11 protein-coding genes are annotated in these 15654 nt (G+C 53.3%); 5 read left to right on the top strand and 6 right to left on the bottom strand.

Going from position 1 to position 15654, the window contains the following annotated elements:
* Both NY07_RS11310 and NY07_RS11305 read left to right on the top strand, forming a co-directional pair.
* Entirely contained in the window at positions 1-3201 is a 3201-nt protein-coding gene (locus NY07_RS11310; protein WP_033539466.1) for an efflux RND transporter permease subunit, read from the top strand.
* A 643-nt stretch (positions 3202-3844) separates the two neighbouring features.
* On the top strand, positions 3845-5065 hold the full coding sequence (locus NY07_RS11305; RefSeq protein WP_033539527.1) for a hypothetical protein: 1221 nt from the start codon (positions 3845-3847) through the stop codon (positions 5063-5065).
* 85 nt (positions 5066-5150) lie between these two features.
* On the opposite strand, the gene NY07_RS11300 is transcribed toward NY07_RS11305, so the two are convergent.
* From NY07_RS11300 to NY07_RS11285, 4 genes are all read right to left on the bottom strand, one after another.
* Positions 5151-7430, bottom strand: coding sequence for an aminotransferase class V-fold PLP-dependent enzyme (locus tag NY07_RS11300; protein ID WP_033539465.1), 2280 nt, complete (start codon positions 7428-7430; stop codon positions 5151-5153).
* A 293-nt stretch (positions 7431-7723) separates the two neighbouring features.
* Positions 7724-8185 (bottom strand): YhcH/YjgK/YiaL family protein, encoded by a 462-nt coding sequence (locus NY07_RS11295; RefSeq protein ID WP_033539464.1) that lies wholly within the window; start codon positions 8183-8185, stop codon positions 7724-7726.
* Positions 8186-8306: 121 nt separating this feature from the next.
* A complete protein-coding gene (locus NY07_RS11290; RefSeq protein WP_033539463.1) occupies positions 8307-9365 on the bottom strand; it encodes a DUF3080 family protein in 1059 nt (352 codons plus the stop codon).
* A 32-nt stretch (positions 9366-9397) separates the two neighbouring features.
* Positions 9398-9829: a hypothetical protein gene (locus tag NY07_RS11285; RefSeq protein WP_033539462.1), complete on the bottom strand. Its 432-nt coding sequence runs from the start codon at positions 9827-9829 to the stop codon at positions 9398-9400.
* Positions 9830-9945: 116 nt separating this feature from the next.
* Between NY07_RS11285 and NY07_RS11280 the strand changes: the two genes are divergently transcribed.
* From NY07_RS11280 to NY07_RS11270, 3 genes are all read left to right on the top strand, one after another.
* Entirely contained in the window at positions 9946-11001 is a 1056-nt protein-coding gene (locus NY07_RS11280) for an alpha/beta hydrolase (protein ID WP_033539461.1), read from the top strand.
* Between the two features lie 221 nt (positions 11002-11222).
* Positions 11223-11798: an LON peptidase substrate-binding domain-containing protein gene (locus NY07_RS11275; RefSeq protein ID WP_033539460.1), complete on the top strand. Its 576-nt coding sequence runs from the start codon at positions 11223-11225 to the stop codon at positions 11796-11798.
* A 230-nt stretch (positions 11799-12028) separates the two neighbouring features.
* Positions 12029-12946 (top strand): pseudouridine synthase, encoded by a 918-nt coding sequence (locus tag NY07_RS11270; protein ID WP_033539459.1) that lies wholly within the window; start codon positions 12029-12031, stop codon positions 12944-12946.
* Here the strand turns inward: NY07_RS11270 and NY07_RS11265 are convergent.
* Complete coding sequence (locus NY07_RS11265; RefSeq protein WP_033539458.1) at positions 12943-14823, bottom strand: alkaline phosphatase D family protein; 1881 nt, start codon at positions 14821-14823, stop codon at positions 12943-12945. The genes NY07_RS11270 and NY07_RS11265 overlap by 4 nt on opposite strands.
* The gene (locus NY07_RS11260) at positions 14820-15491 is read right to left on the bottom strand and encodes an MliC family protein (RefSeq protein ID WP_081953823.1); all 672 of its coding nucleotides are present in this window, start codon (positions 15489-15491) and stop codon (positions 14820-14822) included. The genes NY07_RS11265 and NY07_RS11260 overlap by 4 nt, the downstream gene beginning before the upstream one ends.
* Between the last annotated feature and the right edge of the window lie 163 nt (positions 15492-15654).

The raw sequence follows: 15654 nt of genomic DNA, 5'->3' as shown, positions 1-15654 counted from the left end.
ATGCTGCAGAAACTTATCGATGGCGCGATTCGCAATCGTCTTCTGGTGGCGCTGGCGCTGCTGTGTGGTGTGATTGCCAGTGTTGTCATCTTACCTAAGCTCAACCTCGATGCCTTTCCCGATGTCACTAACGTGCAGGTGACGGTCAACACCGCCGCCGAGGGGCTGGCGGCCGAGGAGGTGGAAAAGCTGATCAGTTATCCGGTGGAATCGGCCATGTATGCCCTGCCATCTGTGACCGAGGTGCGCTCTTTGTCGCGTACGGGGCTCTCAATTGTGACCGTGGTGTTTGCCGAGGGCACTGATATCTACTTTGCCCGTCAGCAGGTGTTCGAGCAGTTGCAGGCGGCGAGGGAGATGATCCCCGATGGCGTTGGGGTGCCGGAAATTGGCCCTAACACCTCGGGACTCGGCCAGATCTATCAGTACATACTGCGGGCCACGCCCGAGTCGGGGATCGATGCCGCCGAGCTGAGAAGCCTTAATGACTATCTGGTAAAACTTATCCTGATGCCGGTGGGCGGCGTGACCGACGTGCTCTCCTTCGGCGGGGAGGTTCGCCAATATCAGGTGCAGATAGAGCCCAATAAACTGCGCAGCTATGGTTTGTCGATGGCCCAGGTGACCCAGGCGCTGGAGAGCAATAACCGTAACGCCGGTGGCTGGTTTATGGATCAGGGCCAGGAGCAGCTGGTAGTTCGTGGCTATGGCCTATTACCTCCGGGTAAGGCAGGCCTGGTGGCGATCGCCCAGATCCCTCTCGCCGAGGTGGGCGGTACCCCAGTACGGGTGGGGGATATCGCCAAGGTGGAGTTCGGCGCCGAGATACGGGTGGGCGCCGTTACCATGACCCGCCGCGACGATGCTGGAACGCCACAGGCGCTGGGCGAGGTGGTTGCCGGTGTGGTGCTTAAACGCATGGGCGCCAACACTAAGGCGACCATAGACGATATCTCGGCGCGGACCGCCATGATAGAGCAGGCGCTGCCTAAAGGTGTCTCCTTCGAGGTATTTTACGACCAGGCCGATCTGGTCAATAAGGCGGTAGAGACGGTGCGCGATGCCCTCTTAATGGCCTTTGTGTTTATCGTTGTGATCCTGGCGCTGTTTTTGGTGAACCTTCGCGCAACGGCATTGGTGCTGCTCTCTATTCCTGTCTCTATCGGCTTGGCGCTGATGGTGATGGCCTACTTTGGCATGTCGGCCAACCTGATGTCCCTCGGTGGGCTGGCGGTGGCTATCGGTATGCTGGTGGATGGCTCAGTGGTGATGGTGGAGAATATTTTTAAGCACCTCACCCAGCCAGACAAGCGGCATTTAAATCAGGATAAAGAGCGAGACCCTGGGGATCTTAGCAGTACCGCCTCAAGGGTGATGCTGGCCGCCAAGGAGGTGTGTAGTCCTATCTTCTTCGCCACCGCCATCATCATAGTGGTGTTTGCGCCGCTGTTTGCGCTGGAAGGGGTTGAGGGCAAGCTGTTTCAGCCTATGGCGGTGAGTATCATTCTGGCCATGGTGGCGGCGCTGTTTGTCGCCTTGATTGCCGTGCCTGCCCTGGCGGTATTCTTGTTTCAACCAGGCGCCTTTAGGCGCGGTGTTACCCTGAGGGAGAGCCCTGTCCTTAAGCCGGTGGAGGCGGTTTATCGTAAGTTACTTAGTGCCACCATGGGCAGGCCCAAGTCGGTGCTCTTGCTGGCAATAGGCTTGTTTGGTTTTAGCATGGCGCTGCTGCCAAGACTTGGCACAGAGTTTGTGCCCGAGCTTGAGGAGGGCACCATCAACTTGCGTGTCACCCTGGCGCCTACAGCTAGCCTAAGCACTTCATTAGACGTGGCGCCCAAGCTCGAAGCCATCTTGATGGGCTTTCCCGAGGTGGACTATGCCCTGAGCCGTATCGGCGCGCCAGAGCTGGGGGGCGATCCTGAGCCTGTCAGCAACATAGAGATCTATATCGGCCTAAAGCCGATCGATGAGTGGCAACACGCCGAGACCCGTCTCGAGTTGCAGCGCTTGATGGAAGAGAAGTTAAGCGTCTTCCCCGGCCTGCTGTTTACCTTCTCTCAGCCCATCGCTACCCGTGTCGATGAGTTGCTCTCTGGGGTAAAGGCGCAGCTGGCGATCAAGCTGTTTGGACCGGATCTCGAAGTGTTGTCTAGCAAGGGGCAGGCACTTAGTGACTTGGTGTCTAGCATAGAGGGCGCGGTCGATGTCTCTTTGGAGCAGGTGTCTGGCGAGGCTCAGCTGGTGGTGCGTCCCAAGCGGGACCTGCTGGCCCGCTATGGTATTAGCGTCGATGAGGTGATGAGCCTGGTGAGTCAGGGGATCGGCGGCGTCAGTGCCGGGCAGGTGATCGACGGTAACGCCAGATACGATATCAATGTACGCCTGGCGAGCCAATATCGTAGTGCGCCCGATGCGCTGGAGGATCTGCTGCTGAGCGGCGTAAACGGGGCCACCGTGCGCCTGGGTGAGGTGGCCGATGTGGTGGTCGAGATGGCGCCGCCTAACATCCGCCGCGACGATGTGCAGCGCCGAGTAGTGGTGCAGGCCAACGTGTCGGGACGCGACATGGGGTCAGTGGTCAAGGATATCTACGCCATAGTGCCTCAGGCGGATCTGCCGCCGGGATACACGGTTGTGGTCGGCGGCCAGTATGAGAACCAGCAGCGGGCTCAGCAGAAGCTGATGCTGGTGGTGCCCATCTCGATCGCCCTGATCGCCCTGTTGCTTTACTTCTCCTTCGGTTCCATCAAGCAGGTGGGCCTGATCATGGCTAACGTGCCGCTGGCACTGATCGGCGGCGTGGTGGCCCTCTACGTCAGTGGCACTTATCTGTCAGTGCCTAGCTCTATCGGCTTTATCACTCTGTTTGGGGTGGCGGTACTCAACGGCGTGGTGTTGGTGGATTCCATTAACCAGAGGCGGGCCGCGGGAGAAGCCCTCTATATCAGCGTGTATGAAGGCACTGTGGGACGTCTTCGCCCCGTGCTGATGACGGCGCTGACCTCGGCGCTGGGCCTGATCCCTATCTTGCTATCGAGCGGTGTCGGCAGCGAGATCCAAAAGCCGCTGGCGGTGGTGATCATAGGCGGCCTGTTTAGCTCTACCGCCCTGACACTATTGATCTTGCCAACCCTGTATCGCTGGCTCTATGAGACTAAGGCCGTCCAGGGTAGCAAGGCGTTAGATGCCTTAGATTAGCCGATTTGATCCTGAATTTAGCGTTTCAAGGGGCCAGGGAGGGCCGGAGACAGCGATGTTTTCAGTTTGTCATCGTGGTTAAGTCTCTTTCGTGACATCCAGTGGGAGCAAAAGGTGCCTTGTCGTTTCGGTTCATCCCTAACCTGTGGGCTGAGCGATAAGATGCCCTTGCCCTGATTGCCACGCGCGGCAGGACGCCGCGCTTTTTTGAGGTTCACTTATCTGCTTTATCTTGTTTAGTGTTTCATATGATTATTTTGTTTGAGTCGTAACTATACGGCTCGATTACATGATCGCTTTATACGGGCTAAAGCATGTGTTCCCTGTTAATTATGAGTGGTTTGTGTTAAGTTTAAGCCTCTAATGCTTTGAGTAATCCGCTGTTTTTGACTGCGGGTTGCCTATATGTTGCCACTAATAATAATTCTAATCATTTTCATAGTTTGAGTACTGATCATTACAGTTGGGTGTTAGTTAGCCTTGGAGTTTGTTCGGTGTGACGCCCTCATGGCGACTTCACTTAATTCGGCATTGCTTGTATTTAGCTGTGTCCCTTTGGCTGAACTCTTGGCCAGTTTCTCTACTCAAGATGCAAATGGCAGCACGAAAGCAGAATAATAAGTTAAACCTGAGAGGATGAATGATGATTCGCTATACACTTGCAGCTAGCTGTATCGCAATGGCTTTGTGTGCCAATGCCAGTGCCACCACAGTGGACGAAGAGCTTAAGGCGCTGAAGGCGCGCATTGAGCAGTTGGAAGCCGAAAAGGAACAAGCCCCTGAAAAGGAGGAGATGGATAAGTCGATTAAGTTTGGCGGCGCAGCCCGTTTCCAATACTCCTATGAGGATTATTCCGATGCCAATACCGATCGCGGTGGTGACTTCGACTTTGATCTCTTTCGTATCGATGTAAACGGTAATCTGGATGACGTGATTTTTTCCGCCCAGTATCGTTGGTTCGAGTATATGAATGTGATTCATCATGCCTGGGTAGGTTATAACTTTGATGATGAGCAACAGGGAAAGATAGGGGTGACTCAGGTGCCTTTCGGTATCTTAACCTACGCGTCTAATAACTATTTCTTTAGCTCTAATTTCTACTTAGGCCTGGAAGATGATTACGATCTGGGACTTAACTACACCTATAAGAGTGACAGCAATCGATTAGACTTAGCCTTCTATAAGAATGATGAGCAAGGTGGTCTGGACGGTTATGTATCGGATCGCACCCATAGATATGCCTACGATGTTGTTGGTGTTCGCCTCGCAGGCGAGGGGATTTATGATGCGCCAACCGATGGCTATGCCGCCGGCGAGAAGAACACCTTCAACGCTCGTTACAGCCACAACTTCATGTTTGATGGCGGGAGTTTTGAGCTAGGTGTCTCGGGTCAGGTAGGACAACTTGAAATTGAAAATGGTACAGATGGCGACCAGATGGCGGCAGCGCTGCATGGTGTACTCAACTATGATCGCTGGAATCTGAAGTTACAGCTGACCGATTACAAGTATGATGTTGATGGCATGGATGTGGAGCGTATGGTGGTGGCGGCCTACGCCTTTTATGACTCGATTCCTGCCGAGGCAACCAGTTATGTTGCCGACTTGGCCTATAGCCTGCCTGTTAAGTGGGGGCCTGTATCAAACTTGACCTTCTATAACGACTATTCGTTAATCACAGATAAACCCACAGGGCAGGAAGATACCTTCATGAATGTCACCGGGGTGGCGGTCACTGCGGGTGGTCTCTACACCTATTTCGATTTTGTTGTGGCTCAAAACCAGCCTTTCATTGGTGGCTCCATGGTGGGCGACGGCGGCACCAACAAGCGCTTTAACATCAACTTCGGCTACTATTTCTAGTCTGCTTGGGTCTAAGCCAAATAAAAAACCGCATCTTTTAGGGATGCGGTTTTTTTCTGCCTGTCAGGCGAGGGCGGGCTTTAATTTAGTTGTCGCTTAACGCATAGCCGCCTTTAAGGTGGGCGATGTTGTTAAAGCCCAGGCGATGTAGGGCTTGGGCTGCCACCAGTGAGCGACTGCCGCTACGACAGACCAATACCCATTGAGCCTCTCTATCTAGCTGGTTTTCTTGAACAAACTGCACCAGACGTGTCATGGGGACGTTAATGGTTTGCTGCCCAAGGGTCCCCAGTTCATGTTGCAGGGCATATTCATGGGGTTCGCGAATATCGAGCAATTTAAGGTTGGGTGAGCTGCCTACTTGCTGGTTTAGCGTCTGGCTGTCGTACTCTTTCACCTTAGCTTTACTGCATCCGCCGGTATAGGCACCGCAGATGATCTCGCTGCCAGCCTCATCTTTTAGATGCGTGTCGAGCCTCGCCTTTTGCTGCTCAAACTGCGCCATGGTGATGGTGCCGTTGATCACCTCATTCAGGAGCGGGTTAACCCTAAATTCGGCGGCGAAGCTGGTGGTGAACTCGTTGTTATAGTCGTGGCTTGGGCACAGTAGTGTGTTATCGCCTACCAGGCTGTGCAGTAGCTTGAGGCTGTTGTACATCTGTTTGGCGCAGCTGCTGTCGAAGTTGGTGCGCCCCAAACTGCCCATTAAGACCAGATCGCCACAGAAGGCGTAGAGCACTTCGCCTTCGGCTGAACATAGCAGCAGGCTGATACTGTCTTTGGTATGACCTGGGGTTGCCACCTTTACCAGAGAGAGCTGGCCCAGCGACAGTGACTGAGCTGGTCTGGCACCGATCTCAGTGATCTGATGCGTCGCTGGCCAGCCAAGATGATCACTTGTCTGTTCAGGCAGATAGCGGGCCGCCAACTCCACACGTCCCGAGACGTGATCGGCATGGCCGTGGGTGTCGATAAAGGCGATAGGCGACAACTGCTGGCATTGCAGCAGGGTATCGATACGCTGACCGAGCTCAGGCAGGGGATCGATCACCACGGCCTGTTTGCTCTGTTGATCGGCGTAGATCCAGCTACAGCTGGAGCCAGATTTGAGCTGGACTAAGCCGTTAAGTGGTTTTTTATCTGTAGAGACATCATCCGTGCTCAGGGTCAGGCAGCTATTGCCTAATGCGTTAGCGGCCGATTGAATACGCTCACAGGCCTGATCCACCTCAAGCTGTGTCATGGCCGGACCGAAAGAGAGACGAATGGCGGATTCACTCTGCCAGGCGGGCAGACCCATGGCATCAAGCACGAAGCTGCGAGTCACTTTTGAGCTGCATGCCGATCCTGAGCTGACGCGGATATTGGCGGCGTCGAACAGATCCATGATCTCCTTGCTGCTAAAACCCGGCACGGCGAAGTTCAAGGTGGTGGGCACACTGTTATCGAAGCTGTGGTTGAACACCAGTGTAGGGAAGGCATTTAACAGCGCCTGAGCCAGTTGCTGACGGTATTGCTCCAGACGTTCCCCGCTATGGAAGGGAGTGTCTTGTTCGGCGAGTAACATGGCAAACACTTGGTTAAGCGCCGCCATACCCGGCAAGTTTTCCGTGCCTGAGCGCAGGCCACCCTCTTGACCGCCACCGGCGATAAAAGGGGTAAAGGGGGCGCCGTCACGAATATAAACGAAGCCTATGCCTTTAGGCGCATAGAGTTTATGGCCGCTAAAGGGCGCGTAATCTATGCTGGTTTGCGCCAGTGTCAGAGGACGTTTGCCCAAAGCCTGAACGCAGTCCACCATCCAAAACACTTCAGGGTTATGCTGACGTATGCAGCTATCGAGTGCGTTAAGGTCCTGATATACCCCGGTTTCGTTATTGACCGCCATGGTGCAGATCATCAAGGCATTGGGCACCTCTTTGGCGATGAAGTCGAGATCCAGCGCGCCTTTGTCATCGACGGGAATCGCCTTGACCTCGGCGCCGATCTCCAGCAGTTGGTTCCAGTGAGCCAGAGAGTTGGGCACTGCCTTATGTTCGGTCGCACCGTATAACAAGCTGTATTGCTTGTTGGGATCCAGGCTGGCCTTAGCCTTGATGAGGGCGGAGAGAATGGCAGTCTGTATGCCTTCGGTGGCGCCACTGGTAAAGATGATCTTACCTTGACCACTGCCAAGAATCTGTTTGGCGCGCAGGCGCGTCTGCTCCATCAGGCTTTTGGCTTTAAGGCCTGTGATATGGCTGCTGGACGGGTTGCCAAACAGCTCTTCCATCGCGCCCAGGGCTGCTTTAGCGGCTTGGGGCAATACCGGAGTGGTCGCGTTGGCGTCGAGGTAGATCTGACTAAGTGCAGGGCTGGGATGCATGGGGTACTCGCTTTTGCTGTTTTTATTATTAGAAAAAATTCCCATATAACAAAAAGCTATATGTAATTCGATGCGGCTATATTAGCAGTTTGTGAGTATTGATCAAGATCATGTTTTTGCTCTTCGACACCCTTGGCGTGAGTGCCGTTTATCGATAAGGCAGGTAAAGAGGGCTGGCGAGCTAATACAAGAGGTAGCGGGCCAAAGAGTGGAGCTTGGTTACATTTTGTATCGGGAGACTGGCTGTGGGGGAGTGCAAAACGCCCGCAATCACAGCGGGCGTCAGCAAGGGGCTATATTCTTACCTTGATCACGACCTTTCTCACCTTTTGCGGTGTCGCCGAGGTGCCGGGCATGTGCATATCCTGAGGGAAAAACAGCGCAAACATCCCTGCCTTCAAGGGGATAAAGGCGGCAGCCTCCTTGTTGGACTCATAGTCGTACTCGGCGTAGTCGTGTTTGTCATAGTAAGGTTTTGATGGGGTCTGATCTGCTAGCGGCAGATAGCCAAATTCCTCTTCACCACTGACCACATACTGCACGTCGATATATTTACGGTGCACCTCGAAAGGCTCGACCTCTCTGGGCTTAGTTTCATAGTCGTTGACGATAACAAAAATATCTTTGCCATCCAGCTCATAGTTGCCAACGGGCAGCTGAGTGAAATCTGTCTCTTTTAGGTGTTGCAAGGCTGTGGCAATACGTGGCCCTAGGTGGGTGTAGTGTGCCAGGTTGTCTAAGGTATCCAGGATCATGATCTGCGGTCGCCTAGGTTGAAGCAAGCTCTGGTGTGATAGCAGCTTTGGTTTGAGAGAGGGATAGTGTAGCAGTCTTTTCGAGCGGCAAGGTAGCCTCTGTGGCTGGATAAGTACAGCCCTAGCGGTTTGGCTGGGGAATATTACAGCTCTCTCTGAATGCTTGCCACCATTTGACGTGCCTGCGCATCTGCGCCTTAAGCTTTGCAGGCAGAGCGTCTTGCTGTTCGCCGAAATGCAGTTCGATAAAGCCCTGATAACTGCTGCCTTCAAAGAGCGCCAGCAGCGGCTCGTTCAGACGATAGTGCAGCTGGTTAAGTTGTGACAGATAGGCCTGGATCTGAGCAAGATAGAATTTGTGAAACACATTTTGCAGTATCTCTTGCTTGTGGTTGGCATGGCTTGGCCGACAGGTGATCGAGGCGGCATGTTCTGTTAAATAATCATTGAGGGCAACTAGCTGGGCTTGGCTGTAGCTTAGGGAGCGCAGATACTTGGGTAGCAGAGATTGGTGGGCTAGTAACGCCAGGGTAGGTTCAATCTGCTTGGTGTCTATCTGCTGCCACGCTTGCTGTGCTATCGCGCGCTTAATATCAAGCAGTTGACCCAGCGCCGATTCGAGCTCGAAACGCCCTGCTCGCGTCTTGTCGAGCACCAAGGAGTCGTAGCCGATGAAGAGGCTCTGGGTGATGCTCCTGTCTCTGGTCAGAACTCGGTTGAAGTCTTCCATCGCTCCATCTTGTTTCTGCTTGAGGGCCTGTATCAGTTCATGCCTTAGCGGACCGGCCTCTAAGGTGTCGATGCAGGCGGGGGCCAGTTGAATAAAGCGTATTTGGTAGATGAATTGCTGACTCGGTGGGGCGACCTTGCCGAGCGTACTGTTGTGGTCGGCTATTAAGGTGCCAAGCTGACAATGACTCAGAGAGAGGGTTTCTAAGATAGAGATGGTCTGCGATGGGCGGGTAACTGGTTTAGGTCTGCTTATCTGCTGAGGAACAAAGTCAGCGGCCGTGTAGGGGCGTTCAATCACATTAGAGAGACGTTGGCCGTAATCTTGCCAAAGATAATCGACATCCTTGGCCCGCTGGCATCCCAGAAGTAAAAATGAAAATCCCACGGCGATGCAGGCTTTGATTATCGAGTTGGTTATACAGGTTGCGGCGGCGTTGGTCTGCTGCATACTGCCCCTTATGCTAGTGCCTGCGGCTTAGGCTAGGTTTGGCTTAGACTGATATCCTTATTGAGCCGGATACCGTGAGCACTAAACGCCTGTTTTAGCTCAGCCAGGCGCTTGGCACTGAGAGACAGATTAACCTTGAGCGTCTTTGCCTGGGTGGTTATCACGATCCCTGTGGGTGCAACACGGCAAGCAATGATATCTGTATAGGTTATGTAGGGATCATTGCCAAGGGCACCTTGATCGTCGAGGGGAATATTGAGGAAACGAACGGCGTGTTGGGTGAAAATAATCTGCTGTTTTAGCAACGCGCTTGACCAGGCAAGCAGAGCTAGGCTGTAGCCGATAAACACTATCTCCTCTTGTGAGGGCAAGAGTAAAGATTTGACCAATATTAGGCAGACCGTCAGCGTCATGATGACGTAGGCGAGTGTTTGATAGGGCCTGATTGTTAAGATTTCTTCCATTTTTTCCTCTGTAACCTCCTGTTACGAGCCTATTTTAATCGCCCTGACAAGTTTAGTGCAATTCTTATAGAATGGCCGAGAGCATATGCACAGATAAAATCAGGGAGCCGAGTTAGGTGCTTAAGTTACGTTTTCTTGCCGGGCCAAAGGCCTATCGTCAGATCGCCGATCAGGGGTTGAAGCCCGAGCTCTTTACTCAGGTGCTGGCGGCCTCGGGAGGCCCAAAATGGCTGGGGATTGCCGCGCTGGATAAATACCTGTTCGGTACTTTTTTTAAGGCGAGAGAGACGCCGCTTTATACTCTGGGCGCCTCCTCTGGCGCCTGGCGTTTGGCCTGCTTGGCGCAGCAAGAGCCACTGGCGGCCTATGAAAGGCTGGAGCGAGAATATATCGGCCAGCGTTATGACACTAAGCCCACGGCGCAAGAGGTGTCGGCTAAGGTTGCTGGCATAGTCTCTGGTATCTTGGGCGAGCAGCAGGGAGCCGATATTGTGGCCAACCCTGTGATTAAGAGTCATTTTATCGCCTGTCGGGGCCGTCATCTTAATCGGCTTTCCCATCCAGCGGCCTTGGGCGCTGGGCTTGCCACTACGGCCATGAGTAACCTGCTCAGTCGGCGTACTCTGGGGTGGCATTTTGAGCGCTATCTGTTTGGTTGCAGCGATGCTATGTCGCCCTATCGTGAGCTTAAGGACCTGCCGGGTCGCCACCTCGCTTTGACCAGTGACAATATTGGCCAGGTTTTACTCGCTACAGGTTCTATTCCCTGGGTGCTGGCGCCAGTGACCCAGATTGATGGGGCGCCTGCAGGCCATTATTACGATGGCGGTATCACAGATTATCATTTCGACCTGCCGCTGGCTCATGCGCCTGGATTAACCCTATATCCCCACTTCTACAGCAAGATATTGCCCGGCTGGTTCGATAAGTCACTGCCCTGGCGCCGAGCCAAGCGTAACTATGATAATGCGCTAATTCTGGCCCCTAGTGAGGACTATGTGAGCCAACTCCCCTATGGCAAGTTACCCGACAGAAATGACTTTAGTCGCCTTAGTAGTGAAGAGCGCATTCGCTACTGGCAACAGGCGGTGCAGATGAGTCAGGTGTTGGCGGATGATCTGGATAAGGTATTAAAAAGCGGTGATATTATGCGTTATCTTACCGCTTTCTAACGGGCGGAACTAAGACAGCGTGAAACAAATAGGCCGCTTGGTGGGTCTAATTAGCGAAGGACCGGGTATTTTGATTGGCATGGCATCGCCGATCCAATAATGGCGTTTCAAGCAGTAATTTTGACAACTGCTACACTTTATCATTATTGCTCCTTGGTTAAATTTCCATCGCACTGATTAGGTATTCACGGCGATCACCGACCAAGGGGGAGGAGGTTGCTATGTTGACTCAAGAGATGGCGTTGATCACCCGCGATGAACTGCTGTTGCCCGATGGCAGAATAGAGATCCGAGTGGCTGGCCCTAGCAACTTGACTCTGATTGCCGAAGTGCTCAAAGGTCACTTCCAGTTGGCGTTTGCCATGGCCCGTCCTCAAGCGACTCCCCCCTGTTATCCACTGGCAACACAGTGCGAGATCATCGATTTCCATCAGCTCGAAGATGACTGCCTTGGCCTAGTGTTGGAAGGCAAACAGAGAGTTAAAATCTTATCTGCGGCGAAACGCCGTGATGGCAACTGGATCGCCAGAACCTTAAGCTGTAGCAATTGGCGTGAAGAGCCTATCAAAGGGGAGTTTGAGCTGATCAGTGCCGCTCTGGAGCAGTTCTATCTGGTTAATCCTTCTCTGCAGCAGCTGTATGGCGATCTTCACCTTGATGATGCGACCTGGGTGAGTCAGCGATGGCTTGAGGTCTTGCCTCTCTATAATCGCGACAAGCAGGTGCTGGTGAATCAGCCAGATTGCCATAAAACAATGGATTTCGTTTTGGAGCTGATTAAGTCCCATGCGGGATAATCATACCAATGTTAGTCAATAACAGGTCATTCTAGCTTGTTAGAACGCTCGATAACGGCGTTACTTTTTTGTTTGTAGAGTAACGGCTTATCGAAAATCCTGCCTAGTGTTCAAAGGTTTTCCCTGCGCTATATTTGAACAGTCACTTACTGTGATTGGTATAATTTGCTCTCATCTTGGGAGTAATTTTTGCTACCATATCGACCTGTGTGTAATTAGGCCTTTTTGTCATGGTTCGAGCGGCTCAAGCCTCCTTTATCGCATTACCCCAAACAAGTCAGCCACCGGCAACGGTTTTCGACTATTTTTGCCAACGTTTTGACAATATCCCTGCTTCCGTGTGGCGTGAACGATTCAGCCAAGGCAAGGTGCATTGGCAAGATGGCGAGTTGCTGGATCTCACCACTCCCTATCGGCCCCAGCAAAAGGTCTACTACTATCGCGAAGTGGCTAACGAAGCCCCGCTCCCCTTTGATGAGTCCATTCTCTATGAGGATGAGCAGATAGTATTGGTCAACAAGCCGCATTTTATGGCACTGCACCCTAGCGGCAGCGTGATCAATCAATGCCTTGTCAACCGGGTGAGAGCAAGAACCGGCTGTGATCAATTGGTTGCCGCGCATCGCCTGGATCGCGCTACCGCGGGTATCGTCTTACTGGTAAAACAGAGCGCCCATCGCGATGCCTATCATGGGTTATTTCGTTACGGTCAAATAACCAAACGATATCAGGCCTTGGCTAAGTTAACCCCAGAGCTGTTGGCGGATTATCGCGCCGGAAAACTTACTCTGCCCAAGCGCTGGACGGTAAAGAATCGCATCGACAAGGGCACACCGAGCTTGATCATGTGCGTGGTCGATGGCGAGCCCAACAGTCATTCGGAGATCGCCCTTATCGGCGTCGAAGGGGAGATAGGGCGTTTCGAGCTGATGCCGATCTCAGGCAAGACGCATCAACTAAGACTGCATATGAACAGTCTGGGGATGCCAATTCTCAACGACAATTTTTACCCTAAGTTACAGCCAAAAGGGACAGAGGATATCACCCGGCCGATGAAACTTTTGGCGCAGCAGCTCACCTTTAAGGACCCGGTCAGTGGGCGCCTTATCGACATCACACTGCCTGAACTGAGCCTGGATGAAGGTTAGCTGTCACGAGACTGACGTGGCGGCAGGAATTCTGTGGTGCTCATGTCGCCGTGTAGCACGCTAATTTTTGCCGGCGCGCCATCTTTGCCGAAACTTACCAGGCCAATTCCGCTGGCGTTGATAAGACGCTGACTGCGCAGCCCATTGGGGCGGCGGCCGCGAATCGACATGCGTTTGCGCTTGGTGAACCAGTTGAGCGGCGAAAAATGACCATAGAGCCAACCGTTAAACTTATCGAAAACCGGCAATAGCTTTTCCGGAAAGTGGTTTTTGATGCCGCTGCAGGTGATCTGATAGATCTTAGGGCTATGGGTTCGAAAGCGGATGCCGATGTCATAGGCAAAGGAGTAGTGCACATCGCCGGAGAGGATCACAAACTGCTGCGGTGTCTTGCGATGCAGGAAGATGCTCAGCAGGGTATTGGCCGTTCCCGGATGGGCCATCCAGTTCTCGGCGTCCACCAAGAGCGAGGCGCCGATAAAGGTGGCACTGCGCTGCACCGCCTCAATTAACTTAACCCCGAACATGGGCGCGGCCGAGACGATAATCACCTTCTCCTGACCGACCAGTTGTTGCTGAAATTCCATCAGGGCCTCCCAATCCATCAGCCCCGATGGTTTGGCCAGGTTCGATTCGCTGCGCCATCTCTGGGTACGGGTATCGAGCACGACCAGTTTGGGTGACGTATTGAGGCTGTAATGCCACCCCTCAAAACTCAGCAGGCTCTCAATAAGGGCGTCGTGTTGCGTCTCCTGACGTGACTCGAGGAACTCTTTTAGCTGAGGCAATATCTCAGGGGTAAATTTGGCCTTCTGATTTCCCAGCCCCTGAAATAGCAGATAGCCTATCAGGGCATTGCCTATGATGCGTTTGGAGAAGGGGTGGCCATAGGCCGCTTGCTCCCATTTAGCCGTGAGGTTCCAGTCGTCTGTGATGTCATGATCGTCGAAGATCATATAGGTCGGCAGATGAGCCATCAGGCGCCTGACCTTGGTCAGTCCCGCCTTAAACTCCAGCAGGTGTACCCATTCTTTCTGCCACCTCTGTTGATTAGCGGGGGACAGACCCGTGACCTCTTTGGGAATGTCTATTAACTGCCACAGTTCGGGTGACCAGGAGAGTAAGTAGAGCGCGACGATTTCGGCCAGGCTCACAAGATGGTTTTCGGCGATCGATGAGGTGAAGATGGGGTGATTAATATACCAACGCACCAGTGCGCTTCCGGCTGGATATTCGGTGCGCGGCAGTAGCTTCTTGTGCCTCTGGTACATCGCCGCCGGATGATAGCTAATCTGCTTGCTATGGGTAAGCGGCGCTTCTTGAAACGCCTCTTCATGAAGGCCTAAGACTTCTATCGTCTTACCTATGGCATAAAGCATGGGGCCGGCCACATCGTCCACGTAGATCTGATCGCCGCTAAGCATCATCAGTGCTGGGCGCTCGGCGACGTCAGGGACGTTTTCAATCAGGGTATCGGCGGCGACCATGGCATCACTACTGTGGTGATGAGGGTTACGACAGGAACCGTGCAGTAAGCTGTCTATTTCGGGCTTTACCACGAAATCTGGGCTGTCGCTGTCGCCATAGGTGAGTTGCTCTACCTGAGAGAAGATCTGGCCGTGGCGACTGTCACTAAGCTCATAAGTGATGCGTGTCCCCACAGGGTTAAGCCCTGGTTGGCTTAGCGAGATCAGGTATAAAAAGGCCTTCTTGCCCAACTCAAGGCATTCTACGGCATCACCCCTAAGTAAATGCTGAGTATCGCCCAAAGTGAGGGTGAGCTGGGAAAGCGGCTCGCTGGTCACCAGGGAGAGGGTGAAATGGTCGGCGTCGCAATGACGTAGCAGAGGACCCGTTAGTAATAGAGGTAGCGTCATAATGATTGAGTGCGCTTACAGTTCATGGGCTTGGCATCGTAGCCCCAGGTGATGCGTGCCTCACCCTGGTGTTCCCAAAGCGATTCGTTGCGCCCCACGTAGCGGCTACCACTACCGCTGGGTTGGTGATACATAAGTGAGACGCTGTCGCCAAACTCGGCGATCAGGGTGCCAGGCTCGGTGGCGAAATAGCTGACCACTACCTCTTTAGCGGCGATGCCGTCGCATTGGTAGTACACCTCGGCGCTAGGGTCAATGAGACGGTATCTGGCTTGCAGTTCTGCGATCCGCATCTGATAGCTGTTATGAACGCATTGGCGCTCATCGTCACGCTTCCAACACTCGTCGCGTACCTTGATCCAGCCACGCTGCTCCGCCTTCAATAGCGGCGGATGTTCATTGACCGCCTTGGCACTGGCCGCCTGAAAGACTTGGGCGAGCTGAGTGTCCAGCGTTGCCAGCGTCCTGTCTTGGCAGACTAAGCGGGCCATACTGGAGAGCTGGTCGTTGTCGCAGCGAAAACTGGGTTGATTGTCGGCGCAATTAATCAGCTTAATGTCTGGCTTAGCTATGTGGTCGTTTTCCTGCTGCCCGGAGGCCTGAGTTGGCGAGTTGCTGCAGGCCGACAGCAGGATGCCAGTTGCGACAGCTAACGAAATGGTTTTCATGACTAAGCTCCTAGCCTTGGCCTGATATCCTTGATAACAACAGAGAATATCCTGTTGCGGCGGACGCGGCAAATATCCAGGATTAAAACCGTTTCATTCTCGCTGGCATGCCTGCGTTTGGTTTAGCCTCTGCCTCCTTACTGCTATGATTAGGTAACAGAGG

Origin of the sequence: Shewanella sp. ECSMB14101, assembly GCF_000773485.1 — a bacterium.
Classification (GTDB): Bacteria; Pseudomonadota; Gammaproteobacteria; order Enterobacterales; family Shewanellaceae; genus Shewanella; species Shewanella marisflavi.
This window is presented reverse-complemented; position numbering and strand designations above follow the sequence as displayed.

What these genes read in the sequence shown, in the direction of transcription:
- NY07_RS11310 (WP_033539466.1), top strand. Translation starts at nt 1, where the DNA reads ATGCTGCAGAAACTTATCGATGGCGCGATTCGCAATCGTCTTCTGGTG.
- NY07_RS11305 (WP_033539527.1), top strand. Translation starts at nt 3,845, where the DNA reads ATGATTCGCTATACACTTGCAGCTAGCTGTATCGCAATGGCTTTGTGT.
- NY07_RS11300 (WP_033539465.1), bottom strand. Translation starts at nt 7,430, where the DNA reads ATGCATCCCAGCCCTGCACTTAGTCAGATCTACCTCGACGCCAACGCG.
- NY07_RS11295 (WP_033539464.1), bottom strand. Translation starts at nt 8,185, where the DNA reads ATGATCCTGGATACCTTAGACAACCTGGCACACTACACCCACCTAGGG.
- NY07_RS11290 (WP_033539463.1), bottom strand. Translation starts at nt 9,365, where the DNA reads ATGCAGCAGACCAACGCCGCCGCAACCTGTATAACCAACTCGATAATC.
- NY07_RS11285 (WP_033539462.1), bottom strand. Translation starts at nt 9,829, where the DNA reads ATGGAAGAAATCTTAACAATCAGGCCCTATCAAACACTCGCCTACGTC.
- NY07_RS11275 (WP_033539460.1), top strand. Translation starts at nt 11,223, where the DNA reads ATGTTGACTCAAGAGATGGCGTTGATCACCCGCGATGAACTGCTGTTG.
- NY07_RS11270 (WP_033539459.1), top strand. Translation starts at nt 12,029, where the DNA reads ATGGTTCGAGCGGCTCAAGCCTCCTTTATCGCATTACCCCAAACAAGT.
- NY07_RS11265 (WP_033539458.1), bottom strand. Translation starts at nt 14,823, where the DNA reads ATGACGCTACCTCTATTACTAACGGGTCCTCTGCTACGTCATTGCGAC.
- NY07_RS11260 (WP_081953823.1), bottom strand. Translation starts at nt 15,491, where the DNA reads ATGAAAACCATTTCGTTAGCTGTCGCAACTGGCATCCTGCTGTCGGCC.